Source organism: Barnesiella sp. CU968 (assembly GCF_905219685.1).
Lineage (GTDB): Bacteria > Bacteroidota > Bacteroidia > Bacteroidales > Muribaculaceae > Lepagella > Lepagella muris_A.
This window is the reverse complement of record NZ_CAJMXD010000180.1, coordinates 1-5,860: the sequence shown is the minus strand read 5'-3', so window position 1 is coordinate 5,860 and position 5,860 is coordinate 1. Positions and strand designations below refer to the sequence as shown.

Annotated in this window: 4 protein-coding genes; all 4 read left to right on the top strand. The window is 46.0% G+C overall.

From position 1 onward, the window contains the following. Nucleotides 1-2,718, top strand: a 2,718-nt coding sequence (locus tag JX312_RS08090; protein WP_204457652.1) for a SusC/RagA family TonB-linked outer membrane protein, incomplete at its 5' end; no start/stop codon positions are given. 20 nt (nucleotides 2,719-2,738) lie between these two features. Further along, the gene (locus tag JX312_RS08085; RefSeq protein WP_124029953.1) at nucleotides 2,739-4,277 is read left to right on the top strand and encodes a RagB/SusD family nutrient uptake outer membrane protein; all 1,539 of its coding nucleotides are present in this window, start codon (nucleotides 2,739-2,741) and stop codon (nucleotides 4,275-4,277) included. A gap of 25 nt (nucleotides 4,278-4,302) precedes the next feature. Then, nucleotides 4,303-5,241, top strand: a complete 939-nt coding sequence (locus tag JX312_RS08080; protein ID WP_204457651.1) for a Calx-beta domain-containing protein — start codon at nucleotides 4,303-4,305, stop codon at nucleotides 5,239-5,241. A gap of 106 nt (nucleotides 5,242-5,347) precedes the next feature. Then, nucleotides 5,348-5,860 (top strand): Spi family protease inhibitor (locus JX312_RS08075; protein ID WP_204457650.1); only part of this gene is annotated, 513 nt, incomplete at its 3' end.

Genomic DNA, 5,860 nt, shown 5'->3' with positions numbered 1-5,860 from the left:
CTCGTGGTTCTCGGTTACGGTTCTGCCAAGAAACTTGGTTCTGTAGTAGGTTCCGTTGCCGTAGTCGGCGAGAAGCAGCTTGAAAATATACCCACCGCAACGTTCGTTGACGCTCTCCAGGGTCAGGTTGCCGGTCTTAGCATCCTCTCCGGAACGGGAGATCCCGGTGCTCCGAGCAATGCGATCCGTATCCGTGGTGTGAACTCACTTAACGCGGGCAACACTCCGCTGTTCATCCTTGATGGCGCGCCGGTGTCGTCAACAGTCTTCACTACTCTCAACCCGAACGACATTCAGAATATAACCGTGTTGAAAGATGCAGCTTCTGTTGCCGTTTACGGTTCGCGAGCAGCGAACGGTGTTATCGTGATCACTTCCAAGCGCGGTGCCATGGGCGAGCGTCCCAAGGTGACGGTGCGTGCCAATTACGGATGGTCACAGATGGTTGAAGACAATGTGGAGATGATGGATTCCAAACAGTATATCGAATTCCGTGACCGTATCGGATCTCCTGTCAGCGATAATATCCGCGATCTCGTAAATAAGTATGGTATCTCTACCAACTGGCGTGACGAAATGTTTAACTCCAGTGCCCCGACTTATTCTATTGATGCATCTGTTCGCGGAGGTAGCGAGAATTTGAACTATTATGTTTCGCTCAACCACTTTGACGAGGATGGTATCTCGAAGTATTCCAACATGCGTCGCGAGACATTGCGCGCAGCCCTCAACGTGAAGGTTAACAACTGGTTCCGTGTAGGTCTTCAGTCAAACCTCGGTTATACCAAATATCGTTCAACATCGGCGGCTGCTACACCAGGCGGTATTGACCTCAATAATCCGATGGTGCTTGCCCGTCTAGCTCTTCCGTATGATTCTCCGTATTATTATCATTTCGATGAAAACGGTAATATAATTTATGGTGACAAGGCACAAGCACTTCATTATTCGGTCAATAATCCCTATACTCCCGAATTCAATAAATCTATATGGAACAGGTATCGGTCAAGAGTAACGGCTAACGTTAATATGTTTGAACAGATTACTCCTATTGATGGACTGATAATCCGTGCACAGCAGGCGGTTGACGGTTATGACGCGCGTATCAATTGGGAGACCTATCCCTATGAATCATTCGTGACTCCTATGGGAGACCTTATTGGTAATCCTAAAAAGCCTGTTGGCTTTATGAATACGGGTGCAAACCAACAGACTTTTTCAAGGTATTATTCATTTACATATACGAACACAGCTGAGTATAATTTCAATATCAACGATCAGCACAATTTCACGGTTCTTGCCGGTCAGGAATCAATAATTTCCAGAGAGAACGGTTTCGGTGCTATTGTTCGTGGGTATACTGACAAGCGCACAATGCTTCTAACACAGGGTGTAACGGTTACTCCTTCAGATTTAACACAGACAATAGTGAACGAAACATTCAATTCACTTTTCTTCAAGCTGAACTATGACTTCAGCGACAGATATTTCTTCGAGGCTACTTACCGTCGTGACGGCAGTTCCAAGTTCGCTCCCGGTCACCGTTGGTCAAACTTCTTCTCTGTCGGTGGCATGTGGAACGCAAAAAAAGAAGCTTTCCTACAGCCGGTAGAATGGCTTGACGAACTTCAGGCACGCGTAAGCTACGGAACTACAGGTAACTCTTCGATTAATAATTATCTTTATTTCGGTTCTGTCAAACCATATGATGAAGGTTATGGAGATGACCAGGTTTCCTGGGGTCTTTCGAATCCTTCGAATCCTGACTTGACTTGGGAGACAGTGAAGTCATTTGACGCAGGTCTTCATTTCAGGGTGTTCAACATCCTTTCCGGAGAAGTTGATTTCTACAAGAAGACTACTACAGACATGCTCATGAGCATACCATGGAGTTATACCACAGGATTCAGCTCAGGTGCCGGCAATATCGGATCAATGACAAATACCGGTGTGGATGTTACACTCAATGCAGACATCATCCGCACGAAAGATTGGTATTGGGGTGTTCGTGCCAACTTCAACTACAATAAGAATGAGATCACCGAGCTCTTCAATGGCAGGGATTTTTATACTTTGGCATCCACAGGTCTTAGATATCAGGTAGGTCATTCAGCCGGTGAATACTACGCAGTGCGTTATCTCGGAGTAGACCCGCGTGACGGCAAGCAGATGTGGCTTGACAAGAACGACAACGTGACCAAGGTTTACAACGAGGAGCAAAATTCAGTGATGACAGGCAAGAGCCAGTATGCACCATGGAATGGTGGCTTCGGCACTAATCTCCGTTGGAAAGGACTTGCCCTCCAGCTTGATTTCGTATGGGCGGCAAAGAAATATATGATGAACAATGATGCATTTTTCTTAAACAATGCCGCTCAGGGACTTCAGGTGAACCAGTCTACAGATATGCTTGATGTTTGGTCCAAGCCCGGTGACGTTACTATGCATCCCGGTCCTTCAGAGACGGTTCAGTTTGACGATCGTTTAATCGAGGATGCATCATTTATGCGTCTTAAGAACTTGACATTGACATATTCACTACCTAAGAAATGGATGGAGGCAGCCAAACTTGAGAATGTGACTCTTCACTTCACTGGCAGAAACCTCTGGACCGTGACAAACTATTCGGGTTACGATCCGGAACCTCAGACAAATATGTATCAGTTCGCTTATCCCAACACCCGTCAGTATGAACTTGGCGTTGAGGTGACATTCTAAACACTGCAGAACAATTTATTATGAAAAAAGTATTTTTAAGCATATTGATTGCGGGCGCCCTGTTTACCTCGTGCGACATGAACGAGTTGCCGGCCGGTACTCTCAGTGACGAGACTGCAATCCAGACAGAGAAGGATGCCATGAAATTCAGAAACGGCATCTACAATAGCATACGTTCGCTGACGGGAGGTGGTTACATTGCCTATCCTGATATTCAGGCAGACCTATTTATCGGTACGGTAGTCAATGGTAACCGTATCGGTCCGATCAGTGCAGGTAACATTAATTCAAGCACGCAGGAATTCGCAAGTTTCTGGTCGGGTCCATATTCTTCGATTGCCGATGTTAACTATTTCCTACCCAAGGTAGAATCGCTTATGGCTGCGGCTGGTATATCGGATGCAGACCGGATTTCACTTCAGCGTTATCGCGGAGAAGCTCATTGGGCCCGTGCGTTCTTCTATTATTTCCTTGCCGATCATTATTGTAATTCCTATAATGTTGGTGATCCAAACGCCGCTAACACGGGAGTTCCTCTGATAACGGAATATAAGCCAACCGGAGATTACACTCACTATAAAGGTCGTTCAACTCTTGCCGAGACTTTTGCACTTGTGGAAAGAGATCTCGAGCAGGCGTATAGTGATCTTGAGGCTTATGAGAAATCAGGTGTTGACGGTGCTACCGCAAACCTTGCATCTAATGCGTCATATCTGAGCACTTATACTGTTCTTGCGCTTCAGGCACGTGTCGCATTGCTCAAGGGTGACTACGATACAGCGATTGCCAAGGCAGAGAAAGTTATCAGCGGACCTTACGAATTAAGCGATTACGATGAGTATTTAAACATGTGGGTTACAGATGCGGGTAAGGAACTGATCTTCGTTCCTTATGGGGATTCCAAGCAAGGTCCTTCTGTGCCGAGCACGGGTAGCGCATGGCTTTCGAATTTCGAAGGCGTTATAGATTATGTACCGTCATCAGATGTGCTTGGTCTATATAGCGAAGAAGATGTGCGTAACTATTCATTCTTTGATTATTTTGAGTTGAAGAACGAAGGTCAGGGCACTATGGCTATGTCGTTCATTAAATTCCCCGGAAACCCTGTGTTCAACACCGGCTCAGACAATGCGTTTAAGAATAAGCCAAAACCTTTCCGTCTGAGTGAGATGTATCTGATTGTGGCTGAGGCTGCAGCGGCAAAAGGTAATGCAACCGACAAAGCGAATGCTGCGCTTAATGCCATCCGCAAGGCGCGTATAGAGGGATATAATGACCAAAGTTTGAGTGGCACGACACTTATAAATGAGATTCGTATGGAGAGAGCCAAGGAGTTGATCGGTGAAGGATTCCGTATCAGTGACCTCCGCCGTTGGGGACTTGGTTTCACCCGTCCTGTAAATTATTCCGGATATCTCAGCGATCTTCCCTCTGTTCTCCTCCCTTCAAGCGTAGAGACTGTTTATCAGGCAGGTGACTACAGATATGTGTTGCCGATTCCTGTAGGTGAAATGGATAGCAACCCGCAGCTCAAAGGACATCAGAACCCCGGATATTAATATTTAACAAACAAATGCCAAGAATATGAAATATACAAAGATATTCGCACTAACGCTCGGATTGCTGTCGCTTACAGCCTGTTCCGACAAAGATGACTTCAATACGGCGCAGAACGTAACGGTGGAGATGGGCGTAAGCGAGCTTTCCGTGAATGAGAACGGTGGACGTATCACCGTCCCTGTTAAACTTTCGGGCGAGGCCAACGGTCCTGTCAAGGTGCAGCTGAAGGTAGAAGGATGCGGTGAGATTCCTGCTATGCCATATGTGGAGAACAACGGTGTGTGGGACGGAAACTATATAGTCACCTCAGAGACATTGAATATTCCTAAGGGTGAGACATCGGTCAGCGTTGAGATTCGCCTTATTGATGATATTCTTGAGACCGGCGATAGGACATTCAGCGTTACGATAGTGTCGTGTGAAGGCGCCATAATCGGAAATGTAGGCTCAACGATAGTTACGGTTATTGACAATGAGGCATTCCCCAACTATCAGTTGCTTCAGGGAGAATGGAAGATGAGCTATACGGATCGTTCGGGAGACCGGCAGATAGCCAACTTCTCTATCACCGGTTATGATGAAGGAACAGAGGAATATAATGCCGGAATGTTCCAATTCGGAGGAATTGCAGCAGATCTTTTCGGAACAAATGAAATCTGGGTACCCATGTATCTTGTTGAAGACGACCCCGACAGCGAGAAGCCTTACGTAGTCGTTCCCACGCCTCAGCCTTTCGCTTATTATGACAGTTCAAACTATGTATGGCTTTGTGGTTCGGATGTCTCCAACAAAGACTATAATTCATTGGTTAATGAATATCTTCTGATAGGAGAATTCGATAAAGCAACACAGACTATTACTTTCGAGCCAAATTCAAAGATGTGGTATGTAGTAGCCTCATTCACCTTCGACAATGTTGTCGGAGACGTAGGAACATTCTCGAACATGGTGATGACTCGTTGATAAGAATCGGTTAAATTCAGATCAATAAAGGGAAGATTAACCGCCTTCCCGTATTCAGAGGGGCGCGCTGCGAAACGCGCCCCTCAATCTTAATAATAGATGCTGTATGAAAAAAATANCCTTATTACTATTTATAGCCTTGTTTTCAAGTGCCGGATTCGCGTCTCCCCTTACTCCGGATCAGGCGTTGCAACGGATCAAATCGTCTTCACTCAGATCCAAAGGCATAAATAATACTGAAAACTTAACGCTAAGACATACATTTCTTACTGAAACTAAAGTACCGACATTATATGTCTTTGCCCACAACAATGACAGTGGTTTCATTTTATTAAGTGCAGATGATGCGGCGGCTCCGGTGCTTGGATATTCCGACAAAGGAAACTTCAATGCCGATGAGATGCCGCCCCAGATGAAATGGTGGCTCTCTGAATATTCACGCCAGATTGAATATGCCGCTGAAAAACAAATTGGAACATACACAAGCACTGCGAACAATGGATCTCGTAAGACCGTTGCCCCTTTGATGTCCACGCGTTGGAATCAGGACGCGCCTTACAACCTCTTGGTGCCGTCGAAGGACAGCCGGAACTATCCTACAGGCTGTGTCGCCACGGCA

Coding starts and splice junctions, on each gene's coding strand:
- JX312_RS08080 (WP_204457651.1), top strand. CDS start 4,303: ATGAAATATACAAAGATATTCGCACTAACGCTCGGATTGCTGTCGCTT.
- JX312_RS08085 (WP_124029953.1), top strand. CDS start 2,739: ATGAAAAAAGTATTTTTAAGCATATTGATTGCGGGCGCCCTGTTTACC.